The following is a 13382-nucleotide window of genomic DNA, read 5'->3' on the forward strand; positions in this document are numbered from 1 at the left end:
AGTGCAGCGCAGCGGAGCCCCGCAGTCGCGAACGAAAGGCGGCGCAGTTGAGGATCTGGCGCTGGTTCGCCCGGCACTGGGTGATGGGCGTGGCGCTGCTGGTGCTCGGCTACCTCTTCCTGCCGATCGCCGTGGTCGCCGCGCTGTCGTTCAACCGCCCGTCCAGCCGGCTGTCGTACGACTTCAACGAGTTCACCCTCGACAACTGGCGCAACCCGTGCGCCACCTCCGACATGTGCGATGCGGTGCTGCGCAGCGTGCAGATCGGCTTCCTCGCCACCGTGGCCGCCACCGTGCTCGGCACGCTGATGGCGTTCGCCCTGGTCCGACACCGGTTCCGTGGCCGGTCCGGGCTCAACGTGCTGATCTTCCTGCCGATGGCGACGCCGGAGTTGGTGATGGGCACCTCACTGCTCGCCCTCTTCGTCTCTGGCGGGGTGCCACTCGGCTTCTGGACCATCGTCGTCGCCCACGTGATGTTCTGCGTGTCATTCGTGGTGGTCACCGTGAAGGCGCGGCTGTCCGGCATGGACCGGCGGCTGGAAGAGGCCGCCCTGGACCTGTACGCCAGCGAGTGGCAGACCTTCCGGCGGATCACCCTGCCGCTGGTGCTGCCCGGCATCGTGGCCGCCGCCCTGCTCGCCTTCTCGCTCAGTTTTGACGACTTCATCATCACGAACTTCAACTCGGGGACCACCGTGACGTTCCCGATGTACGTCTGGGGTGCCGCCCAGCGCGGCATCCCAGCGCAGGTGAACGTCATCGGCACGGCGATGTTCGGGATCGCGTTGCTGCTGGTGCTGGCCAGCTCGATTGGTGGCCGACGGGCCCGGCAGGCGGCGATCCCGACTGCCGCGCCCAAGTCGACAAGCTGGCCATGACCGCCGCGCATCCCGCCCTGGCCGACGCGGCGCGCGTGCCGTACTGGCTGGACCGGCGCGAGCGTCCCGACCCGCTTGCCGCCGCTGGACGGCGCTGGCGCGGCCGACCTGCTGGTCGTCGGTGGTGGCTACAGCGGCCTGTGGGCGGCGCTGCTCGCCCGGCAGGCCGACCCCGGGCGGGAGGTGCTGCTGGTCGAGGCGGGGACCTGCGGCTGGGCGGCATCCGGGCGCAACGGCGGGTTCTGCGCGGCCTCACTGACCCACGGGCTGGCCAACGGGGCGCGGCGATTCCCCGAAGAGATCGACGAGTTGGAGTGGCTCGGCCGGGCGAACCTCGCCGCGATCGGGACCACCGTGGCAGAGCACCGGATCGACTGCGACTTCGAGCGCACCGGCGAACTGGCCGTGGCCGTCGAGCCGTACCTGCTCGCCGGGCTGGCCGAGAACGCCGCGCTGGCTCGCCGGTACGGCCAAGATGTCACCCTGCTCGACCGCGAGGAGGTACGTGCCGAGGTGAACTCGCCGAAGTGGTCGATGAGCGAGTACGGTCACCAGGCGGTGGTCTGGCAGACCGCGGTGAACCCGGTCGTCGCCCTGGAACTGCTCGCCACCGGCGCGTGGTCGGGTGCCGGGGTGCTCGGTCCGGAGGCGCTGCCACCCAGGCCGTTCCTCGACCTGCTGGCCGGCTACGGCTCGCCCTGGGGCATGGAGGAACGCTCGACCGGAGGGACGGCATGACGACCCGTTACGGCCCGATGTTCGGGGCCAGACACGACCTTCCTCGGCGTGCCGCCCTGCACCATCCAGGAGCCGGTGTTGGTGCCCTTCGACGCGCACGCCGACACCGGTGACATCGAGTTCGGGTCACTGCACGGGCACGGCCAGCCGATGCGCCGGCTCATCGAGTCCGGCGCGGTACGCGGCGACCGCTTCCTCCAGATCGGCCTGCGTGGCTACTGGCCGGGACCTTCGACGCTGGAATGGATGGCGCGGCAGCGGATGCGTTCGTACGAGATGACCGAGATCGTGGCACGCGGCCTGGATCCCTGCCTCACCGAGGCGTTCAGCATCGCGACCGACGAGTGCGAGAACGTCTTCCTCTCCGTCGACGTGGACGTGGACGTGGTCGACAGGGAATGTCGTACTTTCCGCCGGCGCGTGGTGTCGGGTCCGATGAGGCTGGAGGCCTGTTGTGTCATTCGGGTGACGATCGAGGTCGGGCCACGGTCCGCACGGTGACCAGCTCAGTGCATTGAGCAGGGAGTGACCGGCGTGACAGGGGATGGCCAAGCGGGTCCCGCCGACGAGACTCGTGGGTGTGACACAGCCGACATACTTTCCGAACCCCTTCCAGCCCGTCCCGCGGTCGAACTGGTTCGTCCGGCTCAGCCCCGGCAAACGAGTCGCCCTGATCCTGGGCGGAGGGTTCGTGTCGTTCGTTCTCATGTGCTGTGCCGGCGGCACCATCCTGGGCGCCCTGGCGGGCGATCCGGACCCGGTACGCACGGGCACCGCCGCCGACGAGCAACCCGCCCCGGCCATCGCAGCTACCGCGCAGCCCGCCCCGGGCGAGTCCACTGCCGACTCCGTGGGTGGTGAGCCTGCACCTGCCGAATCTACCGGACCGTCCGATACCACGCTGAGCCCGACGTCTGCTCCGTCCCCTGTGGTGCAGAAGCGAACCGTCGTCGAGAAGAAGCCCGTCCGACATGGCAGCCGTACGGTGAAGGACTCCTCGATGGCCGAGGGGAAGCGAGTGGTCCGCACCCGGGGTGTGGATGGGGTACGCACCCTGACCTACCAGGTGACCGTCATCGACGGCGTGCAGACGGAGAAGGAACTGCTCGACTCGGCGGTGACGAGAAAACCGGTCACCGAGGTCGTCGCCGAGGGCACCAAGCCCGCCTCCCGCTGTGACCCGAACTACACGCCCTGCGTTCCGATCGCCAGCGATGTCGACTGTGCCGGCGGCAGCGGTGACGGCCCCGCCTACGTCACCGGCCCGGTCAAGGTGATCGGCGCCGACATCTACGACCTCGACCGAGACAACGACGGCTACGGCTGCGACTGACCCCACGCACGCGCCAGTCATGCAGTCAGGGCACCAGCTAAAGCGGCTTGAGGCTCTTTTCGCGTGCCATGACTGCATGATCGCGGGCTGGTGGGTGGGGTGGAGGGGGGCGGGTTTGGCGTGGAAGATTGCTGCGGCGGGCGCTTACGAAACCCTTATCTGTTGCCTGGGAGCGTAGGGCCGGCAACGACGGATCACGGGGGAGTGCGAGTGTGCGGGTGCTGGTGGCGGACGACGAGCGGCTGTTGGCCGACACGGTGGCCGAGGGGTTGCGCCGCCTCTCGATGGCAGTAGATGTCTGCTACGACGGCGACGCTGCTCTGGAGCGGGTTGGGGTGAACCGGTACGACGTGGCGGTGCTGGACCGGGACATGCCCGGCCATACCGGCGACGAGGTGTGCCGTAGTCTCGCCGGCTCCGGCTCCGGTACGAGGGTGCTGCTGCTGACCGCCGCCGCCGGCATCCGGGACCGGGTGGAGGGTCTCGGGCTGGGCGCCGACGACTACCTGACCAAACCGTTCGCCTTCGCCGAACTGGTCGCCCGGGTGCAGGCGTTGGGCCGGCGGTCCGCTCCGGCCGTGCCGCCGGTGCTGGAGCAGCACGGTGTGGTGCTGGACGTGGCCCGGCACACGGTCAGCCGGGACGGCCGGCCAATCGGTCTGAGCCCCAAGGAGTTCGCTGTGCTGCACGTGCTGATGCGCGCCGGCGGGCGGGTTGTCAGCGCGGAGGAGCTGCTCGAACAGGCGTGGGACGAGTTCGCCGACCCGTTCACCAACGCGGTCCGGGTGACCGTGATGACGCTGCGGAAGAAGCTCGACGTGCCGCAGATCATCCACACCGTGCCGCGGACCGGCTACCGGATCGGCGATAAGTCGTGACACCACGTCGGCGGATCGTCCTGGTCGGCGCGATCACCCTCCTGATCGGGTTCACCCTGCCCACCCTGACCAGGTCGGTGCTCGGCACGCTGTGGTTCTACGGCCCAGGCGTGTGTGACTTCGGGGTGCCGGGGGCCAGCCTCGTGTGTGGGTCGGCGCGTACGCTCACCGGACAGCTCTACGCGCTGACCGGGCTCGGCGTACTCCTGCTCACCGTAGCCGGAACCTGGGCCGCCGCGCGGTGGTGCCTTCGGCCGGTCCACGACCTTGCCGGACCGGTTTCGCAGGTCGGGCCGCAGAACCTCGGCTACCGGATCCGGCCGCGCGGCAAGGACGAGTTGGCCCAGCTCGCCGGGTCGATCGACGAGATGATGGAGCGCATCGCCGCCGGCTACGAGGGGCAGCGGCGATTCGCGGCGAACGCCTCGCACGAGTTGCGTACGCCGTTGGCGGTGCAGCGGACGTTGATCGAGGTCGGCATGGCCCGGTCGCTCACCACCGAGCAGTTGGAGCTGCTCACCGGCCAGCTGTTGGAGACCAACGAGCGCAACGAGCGGCTCATCGAGGGGCTGCTCGCGCTCAGCGAGAGTGACCAGGGCCTGCGCTCCCGCATCCCGCAGCGCCTCGACGAGATCGCCACCCACGTGCTGGCCGCCTACCAGGATCGGGCCTCGGCAGCCGGAGTGATCATGCAGGGCCACCTCGAACCCCGGCTGGTGATGGGCGAGCGGGTGTTGCTGGAACGACTGGTGACGAACCTGGTGGAAAACGCGATCAAGTACAACCGACCCGGCGGCACGGTCACCGTGAGCGTCGGCCGGGACCCGACGCTGACCGTGGTCAACACCGGGCAGGCGGTGCCGGCCGAGGCGGTTGCCGGGCTGTTCGAGCCGTTCCGCCGACTAACCCGGGATCGTACGAACCACAGCGGTGGCGCAGGTCTGGGTCTGGCGATTGCCCGCTCGATCACCCAGGCCCACGACGGTCTCATCGCCGCCCAGCCCGCCGACTCCGGTGGCGGGCTTCGGGTGGACGTCCGGCTACCCACGACAGACTGACCTGCCGGACCGTACCGGCATGCTGCCCCGGCCTGGCCCACCGGGCACATCGGACTCGACGTCGCAGCCAGCGGCACGCCGGTCCTCGGCGTGCCCAGAACAGAGCCGTCCGGCCCGCAAATCCTACTGACAGAGGAGGTTCTGTGACTGGAAGTGACCAGCCCGCGGTCGTGGTTACCGCCGGTGGTCGGTCCTCCGGAAGCGGCCCGGCAGGTGCCGATGGCACGGGTGGCACGCAACCGGCCGGCGGCAGGTTGGCCTGGGCGGACGTAGCCAAGGGCGGCTGCATCGTCCTGGTGCTGTCCTGGCATGTGATCATGAAGGACTACCTTCAGATCGACTGGCGGCTCGACGTGCCGGTGCCCGGCGCCTGGGGGACGCTCGGCGAGCTGCTGTTGCCGATGCGGATGCCGCTGTTCTTCGCCATCTCCGGGATGTTCGCGGCGAGCGCCGTGCAGCGCCCCTGGCGTGCGGTCGGCCGGCCGCGGATCGCCCGATTCCTCTACCTGTACGGCGTCTGGTTGCTGATCCACACCGCCGTCCTGGCCCTCGCCCCGGACTTTCCGACCGACCGGGCTACCAGCCTCGGTGACCTGCTGGCACAACTGACGATCAGCCCCTCCAACCTCTGGTACCTCTACGCGCTGGCGCTCTACTTCGTCCTGGCCAAGGCGCTGCGCCGGGTCCACCCGGCGGTGTTGCTGACAGCGGCGGGCGTGCTGAGCGCCGTCGCGGCGGCGGGGTTGCTCGACACCCCCGGCAACCGGGCCGGGCTCTACCAGAATCTGGTGTTCTTCCTCGCCGGCCTGCACCTGCGGCAGCACCTCCAACGCTGGGCGGACACGATGACCGGGCGGCGCCTGCTGCTGATGGCTGCGGTGTACGTCGTGGTGCTGGGCGTGGTGGGGGTGACCGACACGGCGCGGCTGCCCGGCGTGGCGCCGCTGGTGTCCGTCGTCGCGGTGCTGTTCGGGATCGCCATCGCGGTCCGGCTCGCCAGTTGGCCGACGTTCGCCGAGCCGCTCGCCGCCCTCGGCCGCCGGACACTCCCGATCTACGTGATCCACATGCCGGTGCTGGCGCTGCTGCACCTGCTGATCGCCGGCCCGATCGCCGGCCTGGGCGACTCCGCCCGGTTGGCGCTCGCCCTCGGCCTCCCGTTCTCGCTCACCGTCCTGGTGCTGGCGCTCAGCCTGGGCGTGCACCGGGTGCTGCTGGCGGTCCGCGCGACATGGCTGTTCGACCTGCCGGTGGGGCGTACCGCCGGCCGCCGGAACGGCCCACCTCCGAGCTGTTCGACAAAGGAGACGACATGTCCCGCACCGACTTACCCGGGCCAGCCCCGGCACTCGTCGACGTGACCGAAGCCGCTCGCTGGCTGACCGGCCGGGTGCTGCGTACTCCGGTGCTGCACTCGCCGGTGATCGACCGGTTGGTCGGTGCCCGAACGCTGCTGAAGGCGGAGAACCTGCAGCTCGGGGGCTCCTACAAGATGCGTGGCGGGCTGTTCGCGGTGAGCCGGCTGGCGGCGGCCGGGCATGCCGGGGTGATCGCGCAGAGTACCGGCAACCACGCCGTCGCGGTGGCGCTGGCGGCCCAGTGCCACGACCTGTCAGCGACCGTGGTGCTGCCGGTCGACGCCGCGCTGACGAAGATCGCCCGGGCCCGTGCGGCGGGGGCCCGGGTGGTTCTGGTCGGCACCAGCGTCGACGAGCGGTTGGCCGTGGCCCGCCGGATCAGCGACGAGACCGGGTATCCGATCCTCGACGCGTACGACCATCCGGACGTGATCGCGGGGCAGGGCAGTGCCAGCCTCGAACTGATCGAGCAGGCCGAGCGGGCCGGCACCCCGCTGGACGCGCTGGTGCTGCCGGTCGGTGGGGGCGGCGGCGCGGCCGGTGCCTGCCTGGCCGCGGCCGACCGACCGATCGGCGTGTACGGCGTGGAGCCCGTCGGTTGCGACTCGTTGGGCCGCAGCTTGGCCGCCGGCCGGCCCACCTCGGTGTCGCCGGCGCCGACGATCGCCGACGGGCTACGCCCGTCCTGCGTGGGCGAGTTGCCGTTCGCCATCCTGCGTACCCGCCTGAGCGGGGTGATCCGGGTGGACGACGACGAGATCGCCGAGGCGTTCCGGCTGCTCCTGATGGAGCTGAAGCTGCTGGCCGAGCCGTCCGGAGCGGCCGGACTGGCTGGCGCGCTCCGGCTGGCCGAGGGCGGGATACCGCGCTCCGCCGAGGACGGGGCACCGCCGGTGCTCGGTGCGGTGGCGCGGCGACAGCGCACGGTTGGCGTGGTGCTGACCGGCGGAAACGTGGAAGCGGAGTTGGTTGCCCGGCTGGCGGCCCCCGTCCGAGGCAGAGAAGAGGTGGCGGTATGAGCACGCCGGTGCGGATCGGGGTCCTGTTCGGAGGCCCGTCGGCAGAGCACGAAGTCTCCTGCGCCTCCGCGCTCGGGGTGGCTCGGACGCTGGCCGGCGGCGGGTACCGCACGGTGGCCATCGGGGTCAGCCGGGCCGGTGGGCTGCGGCTCGTACCGGAGGCGACGCTGTCCGGGGCCATCGAAGGCACGGGTGCCACCCGGGCCATCGACGACCGGCTGTCGGTGACCGGCCCGGCCGTGGAACTTCGGGTGGGGCCGCGACCGGGTACGGCGGTGGTCACCGCGGCGGACGCGCCCGGCGCGGTACATGCCGAGCTGGACGTGGTCTTCCCGGTGCTGCACGGGCCGTTCGGGGAGGACGGCGTCGTTCAGGGGCTGCTCGAATCCCTGGGCGTGCCGTACGTGGGTTGCGGCGTCCTCGCCTCCGCCCTCGGGATGGACAAGGTGGCGACGAAGCGGGCGCTGCGGGCCGAGGGGGTGCCGATCACGCCACAGGTCTCGTTCGACGCGGCAACCTACCGGGCGGCCGAGGATCCGGAGAAGCTGGTGGTCGGGCTGCGCCGGCCGCTGTTCGTCAAGCCGGCCCGGATGGGCTCCTCGATCGGCATGTCCCGGGTGGCCGACGGCGACGACCTGGCGGCGGCGGTCGAGGTGGCGCTGCGGTACGACACCGTGGCCGTGGTGGAGCAGGGGGTGACCGGCCGCGAGTTGGAGTGCGGGGTACTCGGCGGGATCCGGCCGGAGGCGTCGGCGGTCGGCGAGGTGCGGGTGACCGGTGGCTGGTTCGACTATCGGCAGAAGTACCTCGGTGACACCGATCCGATGGTCGTCCCGGCGCAGTTGGCGGACGACGTGGCCGAGCGGATCCGGGAGCTGTCGGTGCGCGCGTTCGCGGCGATCGGTTGCTGGGGGCTGGCCCGGGTGGACTTCCTCTACGACGAGAAGGCCGGTGAGCTGTATGTCAACGAGTTGAACACGATGCCGGGCTTCACCGCGCACTCGATGTACCCGAAGGTGTGGGCGGCAGCCGGCGTCGGGTACCGGGAGATCCTGGACCGGTTGGTCGCATTGGCGTTCGCGCGGCACGCGGACCGACCCCGCCCGGCCGGCGAGGCGGAGCGGCGATGATCCTCCTCTGCGATCCGCGCATCGCGGCGGTGTCCGGCTTGGACGACGGTGAACCGCTCGTCGAGACCACCAAGTTCGTCTCACCGGTCGAGGTGGCGCCGCACAGCACCGGCGGCGCGGTGGACCTGACGCTCCGCAGCGCCGACGGTGTCGAGCTGGACATGGGCACCGCCGTGGACGCCACCCCGGAGGCCAGCGGCGACGCCTGCTTCACCGCCGCACCGTCGATCGGCGCCACCGTCCGCCAGCACCGGCAGATCCTGGTGGACGCGCTGCCCCGCGTGGGTCTGGTGAACTACCCGACCGAGTGGTGGCACTGGTCGTACGGAGATCGTTATTGGGCGTTGCTGACCGGTGCGGCGCGTACCCGTTACGGACCCGTTTGAGGGTCGGCCGACCTTTTATGAATCCTTGTTTACGAACCGTGTCACATCGGTGAACTGGAGAGCGCTCCCAGGCCGTACCAGCACGTGAAGGCAGGTTGGGACGAACAGGAGGCACCAGGTGAGGCTGCAGCGTAAGCATGTGCTGGCGGCGGGGATGGCGGTGGTCGCCGCAGCGACCGTGGCGGTGGGCACCGGACTCGGATTCGCCGACAGCGCGCCGACGCGGCAGAGCGCCTGTTCGGGTTCGATCACGTTCTCGGCCGAGGGCGGCGAGCCGGCCGCCACCAGCAACCAGTTCCCGGTGGGTACCCGACTGCGGGTGACCAACCTGGACAACGACAGGTCGGCGGAGGTGACCGTGGTCGGGCCGTCGGGCAGTTGCGTGCTGCTCAACTCCGCCGCGATGGAACTCGTCCGCGAGCCGGGCCGGAACGTGATCCGACGCAACGTGGTCGAGCGGGTGGGCGACGCCCGGACGCAACCCGGCGCCGGGCAGCCGGGCACGGTCGGCGACCGTCCCGGATCGGCCTCGCCGCCGGCGGGCCGCGCCGAGGGATCGGCCTGCCGGGGCGCGATCACCTTCTTCGAGGAGGCCGCCGGGCCGGCTGCCACCAGCAACCAGTTCCCGGTGGGTACCCGGCTGCGGGTGACCAACCTGGACAACGGCAGGGCGACCTCGGTGACGATCACCGGTCCCTCGGGAAGCTGCGTGCTGCTCAACTCCGCCGCCATGGAGCAGATTCGCGAGCCGGGCAAGAACCTGGTGCGCAACAACACCGTCGAGATGCTGCGCTGATCGTGGTCGGGTGGCTGCCGCGCGGTGCGGACGCGGCAACCACCCGGCCGCCCGGTCAGCCGAAGGCCGTGTCTCAGCCGAAGGCCGCGTCGAGGATGTCCAGGCCGCGGCTCAGCTCGTCGTCGGAGATCACCAGTAGGGGCGGGAAGCGCAGCAGGTTGGCGTAGGTGCCGCAGGTGAGGGTGAGTAGGCCGGCGGCGTGGCAGGCCGCCGACACCGCCGCCGTGGCGGGCCGGGTCGGGGGTCAGGGTGCCCGGCACGGCGGCGATCTCGGCCAACAGCAACGTGGAGACCGGCGTGGTGTCCGAGGGCTTGAGCACGACGGTGTTGCCGGCGGCGAGCGCCGGAGCGATCTTCCAGACCGCCATCATCAGCGGATAGTTCCAGGGGGTGACCTGGGCGCAGACGCCGATCGGCTCGCGCCGCACGTACGAGGTGTGCCCGGCCAGGTACTCGCCGGCCGAGCGGCCCTCCAACAGGCGGGCGGCACCGGCGAAGAATCGCAGCTCGTCGACGGCGGGCGGCAGCTCCTCCTCGGCGGTGAGCTGACGAGGTTTGCCCGTGTTGCGCACTTCGGCGTCGACCAGGTCGGCGGCGCGGGCCTCGACCGCGTCGGCGAACTTGAGCAGCGCCCGCTGCCGCTGCGCCGGGGTGCTGTCCCGCCAGCTGTCGAAGGCGGCGGCGGCCCTCATCGCCACGTCGACGTCGGCCGCGCCGGAGACCGGAGCCGCGGTGAAGGCCGCTCCGGTGCACGGGTCGATCAGGTCGGCGTAGCCACCGTCGACTGGCTCGACGTACGCGCCATTGACGAAGTTGCGCAGCTTCTGCTGGTCACTCATGGCTGGAACACTCCGAGGGGTCCGGGGGTGCGCTGCGGCGGTTATCGCAATCGGTATGCCATCTTGGCTACTGAATCCGCGGCAGACAAGGGCTGAGGCGACTGTTTCCGTGGGCAAATTGGTGGTCTAGGCTGCCGGATGTGGAGCCCACCCCGTTCTTCGTCGCCGGTCTTCGGAGCCACGGTGCCGGCGAGGTAATCGTCCAACACCCGTACGACGGCCGCACCGTCGGGCGTACCACCCTCGCCACCGCCGAGCAGGTCGAGGCGGCCGTGGCGGCGGCGGCCGGGGTGGCCGCAACGGCCGCCGCGCTGCCCGCGTACGCCCGCACGGCTGCCCTGGACCACGTCTCGCGCCGGCTCGCCGAGCGGGCCGAGGAGGTCGCCGCCGTCATCACCGCCGAGAACGGCAAGCCGGTCAAGTGGGCCCGCGCCGAGGTCGGCCGGGCGATCGCCACCTTCCGGTGGGCGGCCGAGGAGGCCCGCCGCTTCTCCGGTGAGCTGCAACGGCTCGACACCGATCCGGCCGCCTCCGGGCGCATCGCCCTGGTGCGCCGGGTGCCCAAGGGTCCGGTGCTCGGCATCACGCCGTTCAACTTTCCGCTCAACCTGGTGGCGCACAAGGTCGCACCGGCGATCGCGGTCGGCGCGCCCATCGTGGTCAAGCCGGCCCCCGCCACCCCGCTGTCGGCGCTGCTGCTCGGTGAGATCCTGGCCGAGACCGAGCTGCCGGCCGGGATGTTCTCGGTGCTGCCGCTGCCCAACGAGCGCGCCGCCGAGCTGGTCACCGACCCCCGGCTACCGGTCGTGTCGTTCACCGGCTCGGGGCCGGTCGGCGCGGCCATCCGCCGGTCGGTGCCGGAGAAACACGTGACCCTGGAGCTGGGCGGCAACGCGGCAGCCCTGATCTGCCACGACTGGGCCGACGACGAGGACCTGACCTTCGCGGCGCACCGGATCGCCACCTTCTCCAACTACCAGGCCGGGCAGTCCTGCATCGCCGTGCAGCGGGTCTACGTGCACGGAAGCCGCTACGACGGCTTCCTGCCCCGGCTGGTCGCGGCCGTGCGCGAACTGCGTACCGGCGATCCGGCCGACCCGCTGACCGACGTCGGCCCGCTGGTCTCCGAGGCTGCCGCCCGCCGCGTGGCGGCCTGGGTGGACGAGGCGGTGACGGCCGGCGCCACCATCGAGACCGGCGGTCGGCGCGTCGGCGCGACCTACCCTCCCACCGTCCTCAGCGCAGTGCCACGGGACGCCAGGGTCCGCACCGAGGAGGTCTTCGGCCCGGTGCTCGTGGTCGACCCGGTGGCGGACGATGCGGCCGGCTTCGCCGCCGTCAACGACTCGGCGTACGGGCTCCAGGCCGGCGTCTTCACCCGGCGCCTCGACGTCGCCTTCGCGGCGGCGCGGACCCTGGAGGTGGGCGGTGTCATCGTCGGTGACGTCCCGTCGTACCGGGCCGACCAGATGCCCTACGGCGGGATGAAGGGCAGCGGCGTCGGCCGGGAGGGGTTGAGCAGCGCCATGGACGACTACACCGCCCCCCGCGTCACCGTCCTCACCGGCATCGAGCTCTAGGGAAGGGCCCCCTGTCAGCGCCTCCGGTAGAGCAGGGGCCCTATTGACACGCGATAAGCGGTCACCACGTGCCGTCGTCACGGGAGACCCACTGATGGGCCGGCGATCCTGCTGGGCCTCGGGCCGGCCACCGGGATCAGTGACCCACCTGGCGAGGCCGGCCCTGGGTGGCGAGGAACGCACCCGGGCTTCGACGACCAGCCGATGTCCGGCACCGGTAGTAGCCTGACCGGCGGTCCCCCGCCGGGGGAGGAACGGTGGGTAGTGATGTCGTTACGTCGCCAGCTGGCGCCTCTCGCGGCGGTCTGCGTGTTCCTGGGCGGCCTGGTGGTGCTCGGCGGCACGCCCGCTCACGCAGCCGAGGACCGGGTGCGGGTTCGCGCGGCGGGCACCTTCACCGCGGGCCGTTCCGCCGCCGGCGTGACCATCGAGGTACGCAAGCGCACCGACGGTTGCGTGCGGGTACGCGGCGCGTTGGGTCTGAGCCTGCCCGGTGTGCGGGCCGACCAGGTGGTGGTGCAGGCCAACATGGATGGCCGCTGGGTGCCGCTGGCCGCCACCGGCGACGCCGGACTGGTGACCACCGCGCCGGTCGCACCGGCCAAGGACCAACTCTGTGAGGGCAAGAGTGTGACGGTGCGGTACCGCGTCGCCTTCGCCGCCGAGGCGCCCGGCGGCCGGCTGGTGGTGACGGGCGAAGCCACTGGGGCGGGAGGCACCGTGCTGGGGCGGGCCGCGGTGCCGTCCCGGGTGGCCGGCGGACGAGCCCCGGCGTCTCCGTCTCCGTCTCCGTCTCCGTCGTCGACACCGAGCGCGGAGGCGGTCGAGGAGCCGGCGGCCGGGGCCACGCCGAGCGTGGCGCTGGCCGTGGATGGGTCAGGTGATCTCGCGCAGACCGCCGGTGAGTCCTCCGGCGGGTCGCCGGTGATGTACTTCGGCATCGCCATGGTCGCTGGCGGGATCCTGCTCATCGGGCTTCTTGTCCACCGTTCCGGCAAGGACCGCAAGGAGCCCACCGGCGTCGGCGAGGTTCCGTCGCCGCGTGGTCCGGGCGGTACCACCTACCGTGCCGGTGGTGGTCATGGTGCCGCGCCGGTCCCGCCCGGGCCGGGTGTTGCGACTGCCGTGCCGCCCGGTCAGGTATACGGGACGGGCCGGCCCGGTGCGCCCCGGGTCTACGGCGGCTCACCGGCGGCCCGCACCTCCGGCGGGCTGTACGGCGCGCGGTCCGGCGACTCAGCGGAACTGCCCCGCCCCGACGTCCACCCAGCCGTGCCGTCGGCCACCGGTGAGGCCGACGAGTCGGGGAACGGGCGCGGGCTCCCCGGCTGAGCCGGGGTAACGCCTGCCACTCCGATACGCTCAGGTTCGTTGACGACCTGCTGT

Annotated in this window: 13 protein-coding genes; 12 read left to right on the forward strand and 1 reads right to left on the reverse strand. The window is 71.5% G+C overall.

Going from position 1 to position 13382, the window contains the following annotated elements; genetic code table 11:
• The first annotated feature begins 47 nt into the window (after nt 1-47).
• From ACFHWY_RS12075 to ACFHWY_RS12120, 10 genes are all read left to right on the forward strand, one after another.
• On the forward strand, nt 48-881 hold the full coding sequence (locus ACFHWY_RS12075) for an ABC transporter permease (RefSeq protein WP_416580245.1): 834 nt from the start codon (nt 48-50) through the stop codon (nt 879-881).
• Nucleotides 882-956: 75 nt separating this feature from the next.
• The gene (locus tag ACFHWY_RS12080; RefSeq protein ID WP_416580246.1) at nt 957-1619 is read left to right on the forward strand and encodes an FAD-dependent oxidoreductase; all 663 of its coding nucleotides are present in this window, start codon (nt 957-959) and stop codon (nt 1617-1619) included.
• Nucleotides 1620-1667: 48 nt separating this feature from the next.
• Complete coding sequence (locus tag ACFHWY_RS12085) at nt 1668-2120, forward strand: arginase family protein (protein WP_416580247.1); 453 nt, start codon at nt 1668-1670, stop codon at nt 2118-2120.
• Between the two features lie 190 nt (nt 2121-2310).
• Nucleotides 2311-2952, forward strand: a complete 642-nt coding sequence (locus ACFHWY_RS12090; RefSeq protein WP_416580248.1) for a G5 domain-containing protein — start codon at nt 2311-2313, stop codon at nt 2950-2952.
• Nucleotides 2953-3164: 212 nt separating this feature from the next.
• Nucleotides 3165-3830, forward strand: a complete 666-nt coding sequence (locus tag ACFHWY_RS12095) for a response regulator transcription factor (protein ID WP_416580249.1) — start codon at nt 3165-3167, stop codon at nt 3828-3830.
• Nucleotides 3827-4888, forward strand: a complete 1062-nt coding sequence (locus tag ACFHWY_RS12100; RefSeq protein WP_416580250.1) for an ATP-binding protein — start codon at nt 3827-3829, stop codon at nt 4886-4888. Before ACFHWY_RS12095 ends, ACFHWY_RS12100 begins: the two co-directional genes overlap by 4 nt.
• Before the next feature lie 143 nt (nt 4889-5031).
• Nucleotides 5032-6249, forward strand: a complete 1218-nt coding sequence (locus ACFHWY_RS12105) for an acyltransferase family protein (RefSeq protein WP_416580251.1) — start codon at nt 5032-5034, stop codon at nt 6247-6249.
• Entirely contained in the window at nt 6201-7265 is a 1065-nt protein-coding gene (locus ACFHWY_RS12110; protein ID WP_416580252.1) for a threonine ammonia-lyase, read from the forward strand. Before ACFHWY_RS12105 ends, ACFHWY_RS12110 begins: the two co-directional genes overlap by 49 nt.
• Nucleotides 7262-8395, forward strand: a complete 1134-nt coding sequence (locus ACFHWY_RS12115; RefSeq protein ID WP_416580253.1) for a D-alanine--D-alanine ligase family protein — start codon at nt 7262-7264, stop codon at nt 8393-8395. Before ACFHWY_RS12110 ends, ACFHWY_RS12115 begins: the two co-directional genes overlap by 4 nt.
• On the forward strand, nt 8392-8781 hold the full coding sequence (locus tag ACFHWY_RS12120; RefSeq protein WP_416580254.1) for a M15 family metallopeptidase: 390 nt from the start codon (nt 8392-8394) through the stop codon (nt 8779-8781). The genes ACFHWY_RS12115 and ACFHWY_RS12120 overlap by 4 nt, the downstream gene beginning before the upstream one ends.
• Nucleotides 8782-8796: 15 nt before the next feature.
• Here the strand turns inward: ACFHWY_RS12120 and ACFHWY_RS12125 are convergent, their stop codons facing one another.
• Nucleotides 8797-10416 (reverse strand): aldehyde dehydrogenase family protein, encoded by a 1620-nt coding sequence (locus ACFHWY_RS12125; protein WP_416580255.1) that lies wholly within the window; start codon nt 10414-10416, stop codon nt 8797-8799.
• A 140-nt stretch (nt 10417-10556) separates the two neighbouring features.
• On the opposite strand from ACFHWY_RS12125, the gene ACFHWY_RS12130 reads away from it, so the two are divergent.
• Nucleotides 10557-11996, forward strand: coding sequence for an aldehyde dehydrogenase family protein (locus ACFHWY_RS12130; protein WP_416580256.1), 1440 nt, complete (start codon nt 10557-10559; stop codon nt 11994-11996).
• A gap of 267 nt (nt 11997-12263) precedes the next feature.
• Nucleotides 12264-13328 (forward strand): hypothetical protein, encoded by a 1065-nt coding sequence (locus ACFHWY_RS12135; protein ID WP_416580257.1) that lies wholly within the window; start codon nt 12264-12266, stop codon nt 13326-13328.
• Nucleotides 13329-13382: the final 54 nt, after the last annotated feature.

It is taken from the genome of Micromonospora sp. LOL_024 (assembly GCF_048060415.1).
In the GTDB taxonomy this organism is placed as follows: Bacteria; Actinomycetota; Actinomycetes; order Mycobacteriales; family Micromonosporaceae; genus Micromonospora.

Bases quoted from the DNA above. Each gene is read 5' to 3' on its own strand.
- ACFHWY_RS12110 (WP_416580252.1), top strand. From the start codon at position 6,201: ATGTCCCGCACCGACTTACCCGGGCCAGCCCCGGCACTCGTCGACGTG.
- ACFHWY_RS12115 (WP_416580253.1), top strand. From the start codon at position 7,262: ATGAGCACGCCGGTGCGGATCGGGGTCCTGTTCGGAGGCCCGTCGGCA.
- ACFHWY_RS12120 (WP_416580254.1), top strand. From the start codon at position 8,392: ATGATCCTCCTCTGCGATCCGCGCATCGCGGCGGTGTCCGGCTTGGAC.
- ACFHWY_RS12125 (WP_416580255.1), bottom strand. From the start codon at position 10,416: ATGAGTGACCAGCAGAAGCTGCGCAACTTCGTCAATGGCGCGTACGTC.
- ACFHWY_RS12135 (WP_416580257.1), top strand. From the start codon at position 12,264: ATGTCGTTACGTCGCCAGCTGGCGCCTCTCGCGGCGGTCTGCGTGTTC.